The sequence below is a fragment of the Paraburkholderia suaedae genome (assembly GCF_040812055.1).
GTDB lineage: Bacteria > Pseudomonadota > Gammaproteobacteria > Burkholderiales > Burkholderiaceae > Paraburkholderia.
Genome location: NZ_JBFOAH010000020.1, coordinates 119,624 through 136,907, shown reverse-complemented (window position 1 = coordinate 136,907; position 17,284 = coordinate 119,624). Strand labels below are relative to the sequence as shown.

The following is a 17,284-nucleotide window of genomic DNA, read 5'->3' as shown; positions in this document are numbered from 1 at the left end:
GGCAGCGCGTTTCGGACAGTCGTGTGCTGCGTTTGATTGAGCAGATGCTCAAGGCGGGACCGTCTCACCGATCTTGAGTAACATTCTTCCTACTCCGTTTGACTCGGAGATGCCGTTCAGCTTCAGCCTTCCGACTGAGACTCCGGATGCAACATGAAATTCGTGGACCACATTGCACACGTCGTCGACTATTGTTCGATTGCCCCCATTTTTGCTAGTGACGTCGCTTTATGCGAGCGCACGCGTTGGTGCCCGTCGCAGCCGGATAGGCCCCTGAGACGTGTTGGCCCCGCGCGACAACCGATGTGGCGCGCAGGACCGGTTTTCAACCGCGCTTCCGATAAGGCCGATAGCGCGGCTCCCAAACGAGCGCCGCGATGCGGGCGTCGAGGGTGGCCTCATCGCAAAGCTCGGCGACGCCGTCGGCCTGCGCCTGACGAGCGACAGCCTTCGCGACGGCCACCGCGACCTTGCGCAGGTCGGTAACAGGCGGGAGAAGCAGCCCCTCCTTGTCCGTAACCGTCGGCGACATGGCGGCCACAGCCTTTCCGGCGACCATGAACATCGTATCGGTGATCCGGCGCGCGCCGGCGGCGAGGACGCCCAGCCCGATACCCGGAAAGACGTAGGAATTGTTGGTCTGATTGACCTTCCGTGTCTGGCCGTTCCAGTTAAGCGGCGGGAATGGACTCCCCGTGCCGATGAGAGCGCGCCCCTCGCTCCAGGCCATGAGCTGCTCCGGAGTCGCTTCGCTGCGCGAGGTCGGATTGGACAGCGGGAAGATGACCGGCCGCTCGACGTGACTCGCCATGGTGCGAACGATAGACTCGGTGAAGGCACCGGCCTGCCCCGAAACCCCGATCAGCACCGTCGGGTGGGCATGGGAAACCACATCGAGCAGGCCGATCGCGTTAGGTGCCTCCCGATTCCAGCCGGCGATGGCCTCCGGGTTCTGAAGGAATGGTTTCTGCGCCGGCGTGATGTCCGGCATGCCCTCGACGAGCAGCCCGTTGCGGTCGACAAGGAAGAAGTGGCGGCGTGCGTCGACCTCGTCGGCACCGGCATCGATCATCGCCTGGAGCAGCAGGGAAGCGATGCCGCATCCGGCCGATCCCGCGCCGAGCACGGCGATGCGCTGCTCCGTTAGCGGTACGCCAGTGACGTTGATGGCGGCGAGGAGCGTGCTGACCGCGATCGCGGCGGTGCCCTGGATATCGTCGTTGAAGGTGCACAGCCGATCACGATAGCGTTCGAGGAGGCGGGCGGCGTTCGAACCGGCGAAATCCTCCCAATGAAGCAACACGTCGGGCCAGCGCTCCGACACGGCCGTGACGAATTCCTCGACGAAGGCATCGTACTCATCGCGGCCTATGCGCTCGTGCCGCCAGCCGACATAGAGCGGATCGTCAAGTCGTTCCTGGTTGTTCGTTCCGACATCGAGCAGGACCGGCAGCGTTTCGTCCGGATGGATGCCGGCACAGGCCGTATAAAGCGCCAGCTTGCCGATCGAGATGCCCATGCCGCCGGCACCCTGGTCGCCGAGCCCCAGGATGCGCTCGCCATCGCTGACGACGATGAGGCGCACCCGATCGAAGCGGGCGTCCGACAATATCTCGCGAATGCGATGCTGGTTCGGATAGCTGATGAAAACGCCGCGCGGTTTGTGCCAGATTTCGCTAAAGCGCTGGCAGCCTTCACCAACGGTCGGCGTATAGACCAGCGGCAGCGTCTCCTGGAGATTGCCGGCGATGAGCGCGTAGAACAGCGTCTCGTCGCTGTCCTGCAGCTCGCGCAGGAATGCGTAGCGCTCGAAGTCGGTCGCGTAGGCGCGCAGCACCTTCAGCCTGCGCTCGACCTGCTCCTCGAGCGTGCCGACATGCGGCGGAAGCAACCCGTGCAGACCAAACACACAGCGCTCCTCATCCGTGAAAGCCGTGCCCTTGTTGAGCATCGGCGTGTTGATCAGGGCGAATCCTGTCAGATCGGTTTCAACCGGTGCAACGAGATTAGTTGAATCACTCATCGGATATTCCTTCGTAGCCGCTTTCAGGCCAGACCGATGGCGACCGCGGCCGGCCGTCGCCATCGGATCTGCGATAGATTTAAGGAATCAGACCATGGTCGCGACGTAGGGCTTGACCATCTTCGCCGGGTCGACCACGCGGTCGAATTCCGCCTCACTGACAAAACCGAGAGAGAGGGCCGCCTCCTTCAGCGTCAGATCCTGCTCCATCGCGTGGTGAGCGATCTTCGACGCCTTGTCGTAGCCGATGACCGGCGCGAGCGCCGTTACCAGCATCAGCGAGCGCTCGACGTATTCGGCGATCTTCTTCCGGTTCGGTTGCGTGCCTTCTACGAGGAACTTGCGGAAGTTGATGCAGCCGTCGGTCAGCAGGGTCACCGACTGGGTGATATTCGCGATCATCAGCGGCTTGTAGACATTCATCTCCAGATAGCCGCCGGCGCCGCCGAAGCCAACGGCCACGTCGTTCGCCATGACCTGGACCGCCAGCATCGTCAACGCCTCGGCCTGGGTCGGGTTCACCTTGCCGGGCATGATCGATGAGCCGGGCTCGTTCTCCGGGATCAGCAGCTCGGCCAAGCCGGCGCGCGGGCCGCAGGCCAGCAGCCGGACGTCGTTGCCGATCTTGTAGAGCGAGGCGGCAAGCGTCCGGAGCGTGCCTGAGAGCTGGATGAGCGCGTCGTGCGCACCCTGCACCGTGAACTTGTTGGACGCGCTCACGAACGGCAGGCCGGTAAGCTTCGCGATCTCGGCCGTGGCAGCCTCTGCAAATCCTGGGGCGGCGTTGATGCCGGTGCCCACAGCCGTGCCGCCGAGAGCCAGGCGATAAACGCTCTTCAGCGCGTCGTCGAGATGCTCCAGATTCTCAGCGAGCATACCGGCATAGCCCGACCATTCCTGGCCCAAGGTCAGCGGTGTCGCATCCTGCATGTGGGTACGGCCGATCTTGACGATGTCCTGCCAATCGGCGGCCTTGGCCGCGATGGCGTCGTGAAGCGCCATGACGGCCGGGATCAGTCGCTGCTTCACGCCGACCGCCGCCGCAACGTACATCGCCGATGGAAAACTGTCATTCGACGATTGCGACATGTTGACGTGATCGTTCGGATGGACGGGCGCCTTGCTGCCGAGGGCAGTGCTGGCGAGCTCGCAGCAGCGGTTCGAGATCACCTCGTTCATGTTCATGTTGAACTGTGTGCCGCTGCCGGTCATCCAGACGTGAAGCGGAAACATGTCGTGATGCTGGCCGGCCAGAATTTCGTCGCATACCTGAACGATGAGCTCATGGATCCTGGCGTCAAGCCGCCCGCCCGCGTGGTTCGCGGTGGCCGCGGCTTTCTTTAATATCGCGTACGCCACGATCATCTCGCGCGGCATGATGTCCCGACCGATGCTGAAATGCTCGAGCGACCGCTGGGTCTGGGCACCCCAGAGCTTGTCAGCAGGGACACGCACTTCGCCGAGGCTGTCGGTTTCGATGCGGACTTCGGTCATGTCGATCCTCCAGAATTTGGCATTCGGCGCGGTCGGTAGCCGGCAGCGCACCGGACCCTGCCGACGAACACACGGCAACTGCTCGCCGGCGTAAGCGAGCATGGTCGGGATATGAACAGACTCTCGCCGTGGAGCATGAAGGCGCCCTTATTGAAGGTCGCCACGTTGAAAGACAGATCAAGCGTCCACACAAACAATATATAACGTTGTGTTCAACCGAGACATTGCATATTCATGTAATCCGGGGCACGTCCAGGTGCCTGTTCTCGTTGTTCAACATGCGCTGAGCGCCAATAAATTCGCTGGAGTAAGTTCAGATTCATGTAATAGACATCATTTGCCATGCTAACTATCATCAAAGCAATCCGGCACCCTCGGCCGCTCAATGGTGATTGCTGCGGGCCTTGATGTGACTGCGGTCCGGGTGAACGTCTCGCGCGCAACACACGGCAGCCGATTCAACCGCTCGTGCAGGAGAGATCGCATGGTTTCAAAGACGCTGTGACCAGGGCCGACGAGGCAAACAAACGGAATGCGCTTTTTCGCGAGGTACACGGTTAAAGTTCATTCCGTTGAAATGGATGCAGGGTGGGCCGGCTCAAAATCAACAGTCCGTTAGCAAACCCAACATGACGGCTCCATGAATGATGTGATGTGAAATGGCGGCGCGGATCAATCGCCCGCATGTGCTTCGCCCACCACCTTGCCGCGAAAGATGTAGTACTGGTACAGGTTGTAGCCGATCATCACGGGAAAGATCAGGCCGATACCGGCGAGCATGAACGCGAGAGTCCGCGAATCGGAAGCGGCTTCGACGATGCCCAACTTGCCGGGCACGAAGTCCGGGAACAGGCTTACCGCGAGACCGATGAACGACACGAGGAAAAGAGCTACCGCGCCGCGGAACGGACCGCGCGTCGCGCCAAGATAGAGCGATGTCATGATGAACGAGAACGCAAGCGCTGCTGCGACGCCGAGTGCGATCAGCACATGCATGACTCCCGGCTGCGACCAGCGTTCGAGGCCGACGTCACTGAAGAACCAGGTCCCAACCGTCAGCAGCACTGCGGCGGCTACCGTCAGGATCGCGCTCAGCAACGCCATGCGCCGCGCCCATTGCTCGATCATGCCGACAGTCTTTGCCACCAGATACGTCGCGCCCAGCAACGCATAGCCCGCGACGACGCCGATCGCTGCCACGACGACGAACGTCCTGTTCAGCTCGTCCGGCACGAAACCCGTAATGACCTTTCCGAGCACGACGCCTTGCGCGAGCGCCGCGATCAGGCTGCCGATGCCGAACACCTTGTCCCACAGCGGACCGTGCTCGACGCTATGACGAAATTCGATCGTGGCCCCGCGCATGATAAGCCCGGCGATCAGCGCCATGACGGGCAGATAGAGGTCCTGCAGCAGGTGTGCGTACGCGATGGGAAACGCACCAAACAGCCCGCCGCCGAGCACGACCAGCCATGTTTCGTTGGCGTCCCATACATGGCCGATCGACCGGACCATAACGTCGCGATCCGTGCGCCGCGACCGCAGCAAACTGAGAATGCCGACGCCGAGATCGAAGCCGTCTGTGACAACGTAGAACATCAGCATCAGGCCGAGCAGGCCGAACCAGATATAGGCCAGCAGCGAATGGGCAGAGCTATCCATGAGGCAACCTCGTGAGCTGAGTACCCGGCATCAGTAGCCGGAATTGGGGGGCGTGGTCGTCGTGGCGGAAGCGCCGCGCGCGGTGACGTTGACGGGCGGCACGCTGGTCAGATCGGGACCTTTGTGTAGCCAGCGGCGCGCGAGGACGAAAAACGTGACAAGCAGCACGACATAGAACGCGAAGAACATCGCTATGCTGAGCGAGACCGACGTCGCGGCCACGCTCGATACCGCCTGATTCGTGCGCAGCAGCCCATAGACCACCCACGGCTGACGTCCCACTTCGCGGACGATCCAGCCCGCCTCGACAGCGACATAAGGCAGCGGTATGCACAGCACCCAGGCAAGCAACAGCTTGCGCTGCGCAAGCAGTGCAGCCAGGCTGCCGCGCGTCTTGCGGAGCGCGTACGCTGTCCAGAACGCGAGCAACATGAAAACGAAGCCGATCCCCGCCATCACGCGGAAGGCGTAGTAGAGCAGCGGAATCATCGGCGGCTGGTCTTCAGGCTTGAATTCGGTGAGACCCTTTACGCGGCCGTGCAGCGAGTGCGTGCCGAGGATGCTTAGCATGCCGGAAATTTCCAGCGACCAGTCGTTGCGCTGCGCCTTCTGATCTGGCCATGCGAGCAGCGACCACGACGCGGCCGTGCCCGGCGGGTTGGTGCGCCAGTGGCCCTCGATTGCCGCGCCCTTGGCGGGCTGCGTTTCGAACACGCTCACTCCGCTCGAATCGCCGAGCCAGATCTGTAGCGGGGCAACAAAGACGAGCACGGTGAGCGCGATCTTGAACGAACGCGCAAAGAACTCGGGCTGGCGCTTGCGAAAGAGGTTCCAGGCCGAGATGCCCGCGATCACGAACATGCCTGTTTCGATTGCCGCGACCCACATGTGCGACACGCCCCAAACCATGTCGGGATTGAAGATCGCGGCGACATAGTCGGTCACCTCGATCTTGCCGTTGACCACAGCATACCCCGCCGGCGTCTGCATCCACGAATTGGCGACCATTATCCAGAACGCGGAGATGCTCGAACCGAGTGCGACCATCGCCGTTGCAAACAGATGGACGCCGCGCGGCACGCGTCCCCAGCCGAGCAGCATGACACCGACGAACCCCGCTTCGAGCATGAAGGCCATTGCGCCTTCGAAGCCGAGAATATTGCCGATGAACTGACCGCTGTACTGCGAGAAGCCCGCCCAGTTAGTGCCGAACTGAAACTCCATCGGAATGCCGCTGACCACGCCGACTGCGAAGTTCAGCGCCAGCAGCTTGCTCCAGAAACGCGCGTGCCGGTAGTACATCACGTTGCCCGTCTTGATCCACAGCGCTTCGATCAGCACCAGGAACGCGGAGAGGCTGATCGTCAGGATCGGCCAGAGGATGTGAAAGACTGCGGTCATCGCGAACTGCGCGCGCGACAGGTCGAGAACATGATCAGGCATAGTGGGGCTCCCGGCGTTGCAGGGCGACTGCACGGGTCCCGGAATCCGGGCGCACGGCGGCGGCACGTAGCACTTTCACGGGCACAGATTTGTACGACGGCGTGCGCTTTGCGGGTCGAACGCGTAGAGCGGCACGAGAATTCACTTCGGGGTAGTACGCACCGCAACAGCCGTTGGGCAGCGAATAGTCGACCACCTTGAGGCTGCGGATGATGCGTTCGTTGCTATCCGTCGAAAACGCGACGATATTGACGCGCTCGCCCGGATGCAGTCCGCGCTTTTCCAGTTCGCGCTGGTTCATGAATACAACGTCGCGTTGTCCGGACACGCCGCGGTAGCGGTCCCAGTGCGAATCGAGCGTGGTGTTGTACTGGTCGTGCCTGCTCATCGTCGTGAGCCAGAGCGCTTCGGGGTCGTTGTGCCAGGGGATTTGGTCAAGCCCTTTGAAGACGAGGAAATTGGCGCGGCCCGTTGGCGTGGCCCACACGCGTTCGCGTGGCGTCGATGCGAGATGAACACCACCCGGCACGCGGATGCGCTCCTTGTACGCCTGAAAGATGGGGGATACGATTTCGATCGCATCGCGGATACGGGCGTAGTTCGCCACCATGTGTTCCCATGGCACGCGGGATCTTTTGCCGAGCGTCGCGCGCGCGATGCCCGCGACAATGGCCGGTTCGCTTAACAGATGTGGCGAGGCAGGTGCGTTCCGGCCTGAGGATGCCTGCACCATCGACATCGAATCTTCGACGGTGATCGGTCGCGGCCCATCCGCCTGAATGTCGATCTCCGTGCGGCAGAGGCATGGCAGGATCAGCGCGTCCTTGCCGTGTAAGAGATGGCTGCGGTTGAGTTTCGTTGCGATGTGCACTGTCAGGTCGAGCTTGCGGATGGCCTCCTGCACACGGACCCAGTCGGGAATCGCTGCCGCGATATTACCGCCGAGCGCGATGAAAACCTTAGCGTCGCCACGCATCATTGAGTCGATCGTCGCAATCACTTCGTGACCGTGGCCTTCCGGCGCGCAGAACCCGAAGGCGCATTCGAAACCTTCAATCAGCTGCGCCGACGGCTTTTCCGTGATGCCGACCGTGTGGTTGCCCTGCACGTTCGAATGTCCGCGCACGGGGCAAATGCCGGCGCCCGGTCGTCCGACGTTGCCGCGCAGCCGGGCGAGGTTCTCGATCCGCTGAACGTTCTCCGCGCGGCGATGATACTGCGTGATACCGATCCCGTTGACGACGATCGCGTCGGCGTAATCGAAATCTTCGAGCAAGACCGTGCCTTTGCCGACGCCGATCGATTGCGGCAGGCCAACGCTCGTTGCCTCGTGGCACATGTTCGAGCAGTCCGGACAATTGTTGCTGCCGAATTCGGGTACAAAGAGTTGATAGAGGAACACGGCTTCGTTCGACGAGCGGCCCGACGTGTAGAAATAGGCCTGGTCAGGATGATCGAGCGCATTCAGGTGGTGGTCCACGAGCGCGAACGCATCTTCCCGACTGATGGGAAAATAGCGATCTGAGGCGCGGTCATAGGCCATCGGATGCGTTAGGCGTCCGACCATTTCAAGGTCGTAGACGTCCCATGCGGTGAGTTCGGACACGCTGTGCGCGGCGAAGAACTCCGGCGTGTATCGGTTCGCCGTCGCATCCCACGCGACTGCTTTTGCACCGTTCTCACAGAAGTCGGACGACGACGTGTGTTTCAGGTCGGACCACGCGCAGCCGGAACAGTCGAAACCTTTCGGCTGATTCATATGCAATAGCGTCTTCGCGCCGGAAACGGCAATGCCTTGAAGCGCGAGCGCTTCGCCTGTTGCCTTGAGCGCGCCCCTATCGCCTGCAGGGTCCCTGTAGATGCCGATTACCTTCTTCCTGCCCATGTCTGTTTCCTTTACCAGTTCAAAGAGAGCCCGCGAGGGTCTTTAGTTTCTCGGTGAACTGTTACTCGCGATATTGCGCGAGGTCGGCCAACTCGATAGCGTCACCTGACTACCGTCGTTTGCACTGCAGTCGGTGTTTTTCACCGACAGCGAACTGCATTCGACGGGCAATCTATTTCACGTCGACGCGTGCCTGCTCCATCCCGGCGGGCTTGCGGTGCTCATATGTCTGGAATAGCTGCGAACACAAGGCCGCCAGTGCAGCCAGATTCACGGCCTGATGTGGATACTCAACCTCCCCAGCGTTGAGTACGTCGTCTAGTACTGGAGCAAGACGACGCAGTTGCCGGAAGGTAGTCGCGTCGAGTTTCATCTCGGCATACTCCTTGTGATCAGTCCGTGCAGAAAAAAAGCCGGTGCATGGAGGAATTCGGGCGGTTTCGTTTCGCTAGAGATTCGAGAATTCTGCAGGGAGCGCTGTGTCTGCGCTTCCCACATGCGATCGTTCGGTACGGCGAGCTTCCCGAACGTGTCGCGCTCCATTCTCGTGATTTCAATCATCGTTCCCTCCCTCTCGTCACCTCATCAGGCGATGGTCGATCGGATCCGATAGCAGTCGGTCTACAAATCACAGTTCGCTATCGACGGTCAAAAGACTGGTTGGCCGCAACATTCCAAAGAGACGCTTCGATCTTAGTTCGTGGGGGCGGCGACGGGTATTACATGAATCTGGAATCGGCCCAGCGAGGCTATTGGCGGTCGACGCTAGTTGAGCAACGAGGCGAGGCACCTGGACGTGTTCCGGATTACATAAACGTGCAATGTCTCAGTAGAGCACAACGCTATATTCTGTTTCCGTGGACGCTTGCCTTGCCGATGCAACTTCGACTGAAGTCATCCAATAACCGGACGCTGGCGCGGTTGCCTTCGCGCAACCGTGCGGGTCCCACGCATTCCCGCGAAAAGGGGTGCCGACCGTTCTGACAACGGTCGCCGCTGACTCTTTTAGCGGCCAACTGCTGCCGGAAGTGTGCGTCGCATTCGACTTCATGGGATTGCATGGTTGAGTCCAGAAAGTAGGACGGGCAGTTCCGGGTCAGGCTGCTGCCGGAAACCATCAGGAATCGACCCGGATAGGAATACTGATGGAATGGCGTGGAGTGGGGGGCGGGTGCCACCCCTGCCATGCTTACGCCTTCATCTGGCGCATCGCGTCCGCGAGCATCCAGAGGGCGCGGTTGCGTTTCACGTTCTGGTCGATGCCGGTGATGGGGCGCGTGGACATCGAGCAGCCGGTGTGCGAGCGTCCATGCAGACCACCTTTCGTGAGGTTTTCCTGCCCGCGGACAAAGACCGTCCAGGGGTCGTCGCGGCGATCCTCGAAGCGACGTGGGGCGAGCAACTGGATTTCAATGATCGGAGCAGGTGTCTCGGTATCGGTTGGGTCGTAGCGCAGGGCGAGCGCGGAGCGGGCAAACGGGTGTTGTTCGTCACGGTCAAGCGTCACGTCGCGCATGCCTTCCTTGCAAAGACTCTATTCCAGGTTCATGGAGTGGATTCGCAAGGGCATATTGTCGTACGCAAGCAGTTGCGCCGCGATGAGGTACTGACGTTTTTCGCCAAGCTTGTGCCGTGCGTGGTTGGCATGGAGGCATGTGGGTATTCGCACTATTGGGGCCGGCAACTCACGAGGCTCGGACACACGGCGTGCCTGATTGCCCCGCAGTTCGTTCGACCTTAAGTGAAGGGCAACAAGACTGATGCGGCCGATGCTGAGGCAATCTGCGAGGCGGTAAATCGACCGCACATGCGCTCTGTGCCGATCAAGACGCAGGCGCAACAGACGATGCTTTCACTGCATGAAAGAACAGCACTGCCCACAGGACGAATACAGCGACCATGAGTAGGGAACTGAATGCGGTGCTTGAGCGTTTAAAAACGAGCATACTTTGTTGTATCTTACTAGTTCTATTTCAATTGCTGCTAAAACACTGCCAAAGCTCCGCTCACTGACATCGCGCATTTCAGCCGCGTATCGCGCGGCAAAGTCATACGCGCCTCGCGCTAAATCGGGCAGCCGAGTTGGGTTGCGAGGTCGTTCAAGTCCGTCGCCGAATAGTCCCACTGCTGTTCAGCCCGCAGGTCGCTGTGCTGGTTCGGGCCGTGTTCGACGGGCCGAACAACAAAGGCGGTCTTCAGTCCACACGCTCTTGCTGCGGCGAGGTCGCCGTTATGAGCTGCAACCATACAAACTTCCGCCGGCCTCAGACAAAGAATTTCGACAGTCTCAACGTAGACTTGCGGCGACGGTTTATATGCGCGAACGACCTCTGCACCCAGGATTGCGTCCCAAGGAAGTGCAGCCCTTTTTGCGATGTCCAGCATCAGCCGGATGTTGCCGTTCGATAGCGGGGCAATCACGAAGCGCCGCTTGAGCCGTAAGAGCCCTTCAACCGAATCGGGCCACGGGTCGAGGCGGTGCCAGGCGGAGTTCAGCTCGTCGAGTTCATCCGCAGCAATCGAACCGGTATCGATGCCGTAGTCGTTCATCACCTTGACCAGGTTTTCTCTGTGCAGTACGTCAAGCCTGATAAACGGCCGCCGTCCACTTCGTATTTCTTCCATTGCCGGTGAATACTCGCGTCGCCACGCGTCCGAGAACTCGAACGAATCGATCGGCAGGGCTCGGCCGGCCAAGAACTGGCCCACGTCGCGAGCGACGCCACTTCGCCAATCGACCACCGTTCCGAATACATCAAACAGGAGCGCTTTGATTTCCGAGTTGTCTGCCATGTAGTACACCTGTCAAGAGTGAGATAAAGCGAATTGATTTGCCGGGCCCCGTGGACGCATTCGGCAAATCGACGGGCAGGGCGCCCCTAAAATCTCTCGAGCCAGGGCCGCAACTCGACCTCCCATGTCCAGGCACTGCGATGCTGGCGGTGAATATGCAGATACTCCTGCGCTATGGCATCAGGGTTCAGCCATTTATCGTCGGTGCTGTCGTCATCTGGTTGCGCCCGACTACTGGCGATCCCACCGTCAATGACGAAGTGCGCAACGTGAATGTTCCTGGGGGCGAGTTCTCGTGCCATGCATTGGGCCATCCCGCGCAAAGCGAATTTGCCCATCGCGAATGGCGTCGAACCGGGTAGCCCTTTGACGCTCGCCGTAGCGCCGGTCAGGAGGATGGTGCCGCTACCGCGTGCCAGCATTCGAGCCGCTGCGGCCTGTGCAACGAGAAAGCCGCCCAACGCGGTGACTTTCAGCGCATCCTCAAGTTTTGATGCCTCGATGTCTGCGACTGCCGCGCGATAACGGCCACTCGCGTTGTACACGACGACGTCCGGCGTGCCGAACGCTTGCTCGACCTTCTCAAACATCGCGTTGACCTCGTCCTGTCGACTGGCGTCGCAACGCAACGCGAGGGCGCTCGTCTCATCGACGAGGTCCGCCAGCTTGCCGGTGTCGCGGGCAGCGAGCGCAACCTGCATTCCCTCTGCCGCCAACAGGCGCGCAAGAGAGGCGCTCAACCCGTGTCCCGCGCCCACGATCAATGCTGTCTCGGGTTCAGTCATGGTTTCTCCGCGTTCGAGAGTGACATTGGGTGAATCGATTCGTTTGCCCAAAATTATGCACCCACACGAGCCAGGCTGGCTTTCCCTCACGAGAGACGTTCAAGGCGCCGCATTCGAATGCAAACCGACTCTCAAAGCCCAAGCTGGTGACAAGTCTGTTAGCCTCGAAACGGGCGCTCGAACAGTGCCTGATTTCTGCCCCAGCGGAGGGGCGCTTCTAAGGCCTGCGGCCTTGACAGGTGAGGCGGCGGGCACCTTTCGAATGTTGCCTTCAAGTTAAGTTCCGCGCCGTCGTAAACTGTTCTGGAAACCCAATAAAGAAGGGTGGCGGTATTTGCTTCTGGCGCGATGTCCATGCGGGCAAGCTCGGGAGGTAATCGTCCATCATCGGCGGACCCGTACGGGGCGGCTGCACGGATGGAATCAAGTCGACTGCTAATTCGGAGGCGTGACATATTGAAGGACCTGCTTGAGCGCTTGATGCGCCCAGCCAAGCCCCGCAGGTGGGTTGGTTATATGGATATGCTCGCCGCATTGGCCGCATCGACTGCGTGCGCCATATCGGGCGTCGCCGTGGCGCTTCACGGGGGACCTGCCATAGCCGTCGGGGCTTCGTCATTCGGTTGCTTCGCCGGGGGCTACGTGGCGCTCCGGCTGCAACGGTGCAGGCGCAGGACTCATGCGACAGAAGAACTGACGCGGGGCTTGCTGGCAGCGAACCGGGACTGCCTGAAGCTGCTGGACTGCGATGGACGCATAGCCTGGATCTCCGATGTCGGTCTCCAACTGATGCGCGCGGAAACTCGGGCTCAGCTGCTTGGCGCAGACTGGCTCGGATTGTGGACGCGCAGCGGCGCTCGGGAGGCTTTCGAAGAAGCGCGCACCGGATCGCAGACGTCGTTTTTCGCTTCTTGCCTGAGCCTATCGGGCGAAACAAAGTGGTGGCGCTCGGACCTGGTCCCGCTTATGGACAGAAAGGCTGGAACGACGGCAATTCTATGTGCGTCGCATGATGCGAGCGCTGAGGTCGAATCGACTGCCGAGCTTCGGCGAAATGCTGAAATACTGCAGCAGATGGAGGATCACGCACAGGCCGTGTTCTGGCTGACCAGCAGCGATTTCCAGACCCTGCATCATGTCAGCGCCGGCTTCGCCAGCGTATGGGAGATGCCGCTTTCCGCACTGCATCAGAATCCGGCAGCCTGGCGTATGTCGATCCATCCGGCCGATTTGAGGTCACTGCTCGTGCAGATGGTCGCTGTGCGACGCGCCAGATCGGAAGCACACGTGTCCTTCCGGCTCCTGGCGCCTGATGGCACGATGAAATGGATTCGCGCGGACGTTTATCCGATCAAGGACGACAATGGAGATGTCGCACGTTTCATCACTGTATGCGTCGACGTTACTGAAGAGCGAGCGCGTTTGCAGCAGCTCGAAACGCTGTCGCAAACCGACGGGCTGACCGGGCTGCTTAATCGCCCGGCGATGTTGGAAGCACTATCGACGGGTTGCCAGCGAGCATTGCCGTTCGCGTTGCTGTACATCGATCTGGACCGGTTCAAGGAGCTCAACGATACGGCGGGTCACTCGTTGGGCGATAGTGCAATCAAGGAACTTGCGAGGCGTATCCGCGAGACGCTCCCCGACGATGCGGTGATATCGCGTCCAGGCGGCTGCGATGAATTCACCGTGATCGTACCGGGCGAATGGAAGCGCCGGAATATTGACCGCCTATGCCAGCGTCTCGTCGCTTGCGCCCGTCGCCCATTGTTACTGGCGGGCAAGACCCTGTCTGTGACGATGTCGGTCGGCGCGGCGCTCTTCCCGGAACATGGCGGCTCGCCCGAGGCGCTCTTTACGGGTGCGGACCTTGCGATGTACGCAGCGAAGCGGGCCGGCCGCAACGCGTACCGGCTTTTCGGGGCGCAGGAGCAAGGCGACCGGGAACGTCTGCAACTCGAAAGGGAGTTGCGCGAAGCGGTGCGGGATAAACAGTTTGTGCTTGTCTACCAACCGCAGTTTTGCGCCAGGTCCGGACGGCTGACGGGAATGGAAGCTCTGCTTCGCTGGAATCATCCGCAGCGCGGCCAGGTGGGTCCCGGTGCATTTGTTCCTCTTCTGGAAGAGACCGGGCTTATCATTCCGGTGGGATACTGGGTAGTGGTCGAAGCTATCGGCGCACTCTCCGCCTTTCGCAGGACAGGTGCACATGACCTCTCTCTGTCGGTCAACGTTTCTGCCAGACAGTTTCACGATACGGGGCTCGTTGATGTCATTCGGAGCAGTCTGCAAAAGAACGACATCGATGGCTCGCAACTGGTGGTCGAAATCACTGAATCGACGTTAATGAAGAGCCTGGAGCGTGCGCAGGAAATCCTCGCGCAACTGCGGCTCCTGAACGTGCGCATCGCCATTGATGATTTTGGCACGGGGTATTCAAGCTTGAGCTACGTCACCCGGTTCCGGCCGGATGTATTGAAGCTGGACAAGTCGTTTGTGGATGAGGTCGCTACCGACCACGCAGCCAACGCCGTGGTCGAGGCCGTCATCGAGCTGGCGCATAAACTGAATATAGTCGTCGTTGCTGAAGGCGTAGAGACGCAAGCTCAGTTCGACATTTTACGGTCGGCGAACTGCGATGAAATTCAGGGATACCTGCTAGGCAGACCCGAACCCTACGACATTCTATCGGGGCGATTTCCGCACGAGGGCTCGGCTTGACTGCCCCGCGCGTTGAACCGCAGACGTACCGGCGCTTCACGCTGCGGCAAGCTGTCCGACTGCCGCAGGCAATGTCCTGCGGTCAGCCGCGAGTGTTTGCGTGGTTTCATCGAGGGGGGCGGGTACTTCAACGCCCCCAGGCGATGAGCATTGCTGGAACGCGAGTGGCAACGAAGACCGCGACGACGGCGGCTAAAGTTGGAAAGCCGCTCATCTACTGGAACGGCTGCACGGACCGCCCGTGCCGGCGAGCAGTTACCGGATGGATGGCTCGAGCTGGCTTACGACATCGCATCGGTTCTTCGTCAGGCGAAAGCCGTCATGCGTCTGCTGTCTCCGCGCTTGCCAGCCAGGCCGGTGAATAGGGTCGCGCGCCGGGGTATTTGTGTCCCGGGGCGCCCGCCGTGCTCCTTCAGCGCGCGAGCAACGAAACGGTCGCGATGCCCAGAACGGTCATCGCCAGCGACGCGCCGACATGAATGACGATCTCGCCCGCGGCCCAGCCGAGGCGTCCGTCCTGCAGGCGCTGGACGACTTCTGCCGAAAACGTGGAAAAGGTCGACAGGCCGCCCATCAGACCCGTAATCACGAATAGCCGCCACTCGGGCGCGAGTTGCGGCGCACGCGCAAATCCCGCAACCGCGACGCCGATCACATAACCCGCGATGACATTGGCAGCGAGCGTGCCGAGCGGCAAACCGCTAAAAAGCCCGTTCAGGCGGAAACCGAGAAACCAGCGGAACAGCGAGCCGAGCGCGCCGCCAAGCGCGACAGCGAGAAAGGACCAATACATGGGAGCGAACCTGACAAAACCGGGTGGACAAGCCGGGCTGTACGGGCGATGCGATGCTTCGTCGGTAGTCATTCGGGCGTAGCAGGCATCATCAGCCCCGAGGGCGGTTACGGGAGAATGCCATCTCCAGCGCGAAAGTCTAACATCCACCGCAGCATGTGGGGACAGGTCCGCGCGTGCCATCGCCGGTGCACCGCACGGCACGCCTGGCGCAGGGGCCTGGCGCAGGGGACTGGCGCCGGCGCGGGCTCGTGCCCGGCAGGCGCGACCTGACCGCCGTGCACTACTCCGGAGTCGCCGAGATCCTGTGGATCGACAGATCCGCGCCGTTGTACTCCTCTTCCTGGTCGAGCCGCAGACCCACCGTCGCGCGAATCGCGCCGTACACGATCGTGCCGCCGAGCGTGGCCACCACGACGCCGCCGAGCGTGCCGAGCACTTGCGAGCCGAACGACACACCACCCATCCCGCCCAGCGCGTGCAGTCCGAAGATCCCTGCCGCAATGCCGCCCCACGCGCCGCACAGGCCGTGCAGCGGCCACACGCCGAGCACGTCGTCGATGCGCCACCGGTTCTGCACACACGTGAACATATAGACGAAGAGCGCACCGGCGATGCCGCCCGTGACCAGTGCACCGAGCGGGTGCATCAGATCGGACCCGGCGCACACCGCCACGAGACCGGCCAGCGGACCGTTATAGGTGAAGCCGGGGTCGTTGCGGCCGGCAAACCAGGCGCTCAGCGTGCCGCCGACCATCGCCATCAGCGAATTGACCGCCACGAGGCCACTGATCTTGTCGACCGTTTGCGCGCTCATCACGTTGAAGCCGAACCAGCCGACGGTCAGCACCCATGCGCCGAGCGCGAGAAACGGAATATTGGACGGCGGGTGTGCGGCGATGCCGCCGTCGCGGTGATAGCGGCCGTGGCGCGCGCCCAGCAGGAGCACGGCCGGCAACGCGACCCAGCCGCCGAACGCATGCACCACCACCGATCCGGCGAAGTCGTGAAACGGGGCGCCGAACACCTCGGTGAGCCAGGCCTGCACGCCGAAGCGGCCGTTCCACGCGATCCCTTCAAAGAACGGATAAATAAAGCCGACCAGTACAAACGTGGCAAACAACTGGGGGTTGAACTTCGAGCGCTCCGCGATGCCGCCGGAGACGATCGCCGGAATTGCGGCGGCGAAGGTCAGCAGGAAGAAGAAACGCACCAGCGAATAGCCGTTGTGCGCGGCGAGCGACTCGGCGCTGCCGAAGAACTGCACGCCGTACGCGATCGTGTAGCCGATGAAGAAGTACGCGATCGTCGAGACGGAGAAGTCGACCAGGATCTTGACCAGCGCGTTGACCTGGTTCTTCTCGCGAACCGTGCCCAATTCAAGAAACGCGAACCCTGCATGCATGGCGAGCACCATGGCGGCGCCCAACAGGAGAAAGAGCGTATCTGTGCCGGTTTTCAGACTTTCCATCGATGTGTCCCGCTTATGGCAAAAAGCGGGCAACGAACGCAAGAAGCGGGCCAAAACTGTGCTTTCCTGGTAAAAAAGGTGCAAAACCGCACCGACATGGCGTCGGGCCGCACTCGTGTACCGCGGGGCCGTTGTCGACGGTGCAATGCGGTGCATGGCATGCACAAGAACGGTGCATTACGAAGGTCGCGCTGCCTCCGGTGTGATCCACGCC

At 61.2% G+C, this 17,284-nt stretch carries 10 protein-coding genes, 4 pseudogenes and 1 riboswitch; of the genes and pseudogenes, 2 read left to right on the top strand and 12 right to left on the bottom strand.

Translation table 11 applies throughout. The features are described 5' to 3' along the window. Positions 1–325 precede the first annotated feature (325 nt). The 8 genes and pseudogenes from ABQJ48_RS24915 to ABQJ48_RS24880 form a co-directional block, all read right to left on the bottom strand. Complete coding sequence (locus ABQJ48_RS24915; protein WP_367840627.1) at positions 326–2,023, bottom strand: NAD-dependent malic enzyme; 1,698 nt, start codon at positions 2,021–2,023, stop codon at positions 326–328. An 87-nt stretch (positions 2,024–2,110) separates the two neighbouring features. Then, complete coding sequence (gene fumC / locus ABQJ48_RS24910) at positions 2,111–3,517, bottom strand: class II fumarate hydratase (RefSeq protein ID WP_367840626.1); 1,407 nt, start codon at positions 3,515–3,517, stop codon at positions 2,111–2,113. Positions 3,518–4,189: 672 nt separating this feature from the next. Continuing rightward, positions 4,190–5,179 carry a cytochrome d ubiquinol oxidase subunit II gene (locus tag ABQJ48_RS24905; RefSeq protein ID WP_367840625.1) on the bottom strand — a complete coding sequence of 330 codons (990 nt, stop codon included), beginning with the start codon at positions 5,177–5,179 and terminating at the stop codon, positions 4,190–4,192. A 30-nt stretch (positions 5,180–5,209) separates the two neighbouring features. Continuing rightward, complete coding sequence (locus tag ABQJ48_RS24900) at positions 5,210–6,622, bottom strand: cytochrome ubiquinol oxidase subunit I (RefSeq protein WP_367840624.1); 1,413 nt, start codon at positions 6,620–6,622, stop codon at positions 5,210–5,212. Continuing rightward, positions 6,615–8,507: pseudogene (locus ABQJ48_RS24895) on the bottom strand (molybdopterin dinucleotide binding domain-containing protein). Before ABQJ48_RS24895 ends, ABQJ48_RS24900 begins: the two are co-directional and overlap by 8 nt. A 172-nt stretch (positions 8,508–8,679) precedes the next feature. Then, on the bottom strand, positions 8,680–8,880 hold the full coding sequence (locus ABQJ48_RS24890) for a hypothetical protein (protein WP_367840622.1): 201 nt from the start codon (positions 8,878–8,880) through the stop codon (positions 8,680–8,682). A gap of 38 nt (positions 8,881–8,918) precedes the next feature. Beyond that, positions 8,919–9,068 (bottom strand): annotated as a pseudogene (locus ABQJ48_RS24885) (class II fumarate hydratase); the annotation flags it as partial. 628 nt (positions 9,069–9,696) lie between these two features. After that, a pseudogene (locus ABQJ48_RS24880) lies at positions 9,697–10,032 on the bottom strand (DUF932 domain-containing protein); the annotation flags it as partial. Between ABQJ48_RS24880 and ABQJ48_RS24875 the strand changes: the two are divergent. Then, positions 9,991–10,368: pseudogene (locus ABQJ48_RS24875) on the top strand (hypothetical protein); the annotation flags it as partial. The pseudogenes ABQJ48_RS24880 and ABQJ48_RS24875 sit on opposite strands and share 42 nt — an antisense overlap. Before the next feature lie 203 nt (positions 10,369–10,571). On the opposite strand, the gene ABQJ48_RS24870 reads toward ABQJ48_RS24875, so the two are convergent. Then, positions 10,572–11,300 carry a haloacid dehalogenase type II gene (locus ABQJ48_RS24870; protein WP_367840621.1) on the bottom strand — a complete coding sequence of 243 codons (729 nt, stop codon included), beginning with the start codon at positions 11,298–11,300 and terminating at the stop codon, positions 10,572–10,574. Between the two features lie 86 nt (positions 11,301–11,386). After that, positions 11,387–12,175 carry an SDR family NAD(P)-dependent oxidoreductase gene (locus ABQJ48_RS24865; protein WP_367840620.1) on the bottom strand — a complete coding sequence of 263 codons (789 nt, stop codon included), beginning with the start codon at positions 12,173–12,175 and terminating at the stop codon, positions 11,387–11,389. 366 nt (positions 12,176–12,541) lie between these two features. On the opposite strand from ABQJ48_RS24865, the gene ABQJ48_RS24860 reads away from it, so the two are divergent. Next, entirely contained in the window at positions 12,542–14,806 is a 2,265-nt protein-coding gene (locus tag ABQJ48_RS24860) for a putative bifunctional diguanylate cyclase/phosphodiesterase (protein WP_367840619.1), read from the top strand. Between the two features lie 412 nt (positions 14,807–15,218). On the opposite strand, the gene crcB is transcribed toward ABQJ48_RS24860, so the two are convergent. Beyond that, on the bottom strand, positions 15,219–15,599 hold the full coding sequence (gene crcB, locus ABQJ48_RS24855; RefSeq protein ID WP_367840618.1) for a fluoride efflux transporter CrcB: 381 nt from the start codon (positions 15,597–15,599) through the stop codon (positions 15,219–15,221). A 75-nt stretch (positions 15,600–15,674) separates the two neighbouring features. Beyond that, positions 15,675–15,736, bottom strand: a riboswitch (Fluoride riboswitch). Between the two features lie 146 nt (positions 15,737–15,882). Then, the gene (locus tag ABQJ48_RS24850; RefSeq protein WP_367840617.1) at positions 15,883–17,070 is read right to left on the bottom strand and encodes an ammonium transporter; all 1,188 of its coding nucleotides are present in this window, start codon (positions 17,068–17,070) and stop codon (positions 15,883–15,885) included. Positions 17,071–17,284 lie beyond the last annotated feature (214 nt).